At 63.5% G+C, this 323-nt stretch carries 1 pseudogene; it reads right to left on the minus strand.

The annotated features are described in order from the left end of the window. Positions 1-323 (minus strand): annotated as a pseudogene (locus AEQ67_RS31770) (HNH/ENDO VII family nuclease); the annotation flags it as partial.

Genomic DNA, 323 nt, shown 5'->3' on the forward strand with positions numbered 1-323 from the left:
CCGGTTCGCCGCCGCGTCGTAGCGGAACTCTTCACTGTCCACCAACTTGCCGGTGTCACGGCTGTGCAACTGGCCGTTGGCTTCGTAGTCGTACTTGATTTCGCCGCGCAACTTGTCGAGGGTGCGGGTCAGTTCGCCGGCCGGGTCGTACTGGTGGCGGCGGTGGATCGGGTTGTAGGCGTGCTCCACTAACAAGTCGGGCTGGATGCCGGGGTTGTGCAGTTGCGAGAGTTTTTCCGCCGGCAGGGTCGAGGCGAACTGCCAGGCCTTGCGACCCATGGCGTCGTAGCCGAAGCAGCTGGTGAGCTGCCCTTGGGTGAATA

The sequence above is a fragment of the Pseudomonas sp. RIT-PI-q genome (assembly GCF_001297125.1).
In the GTDB taxonomy this organism is placed as follows: domain Bacteria; phylum Pseudomonadota; class Gammaproteobacteria; order Pseudomonadales; family Pseudomonadaceae; genus Aquipseudomonas.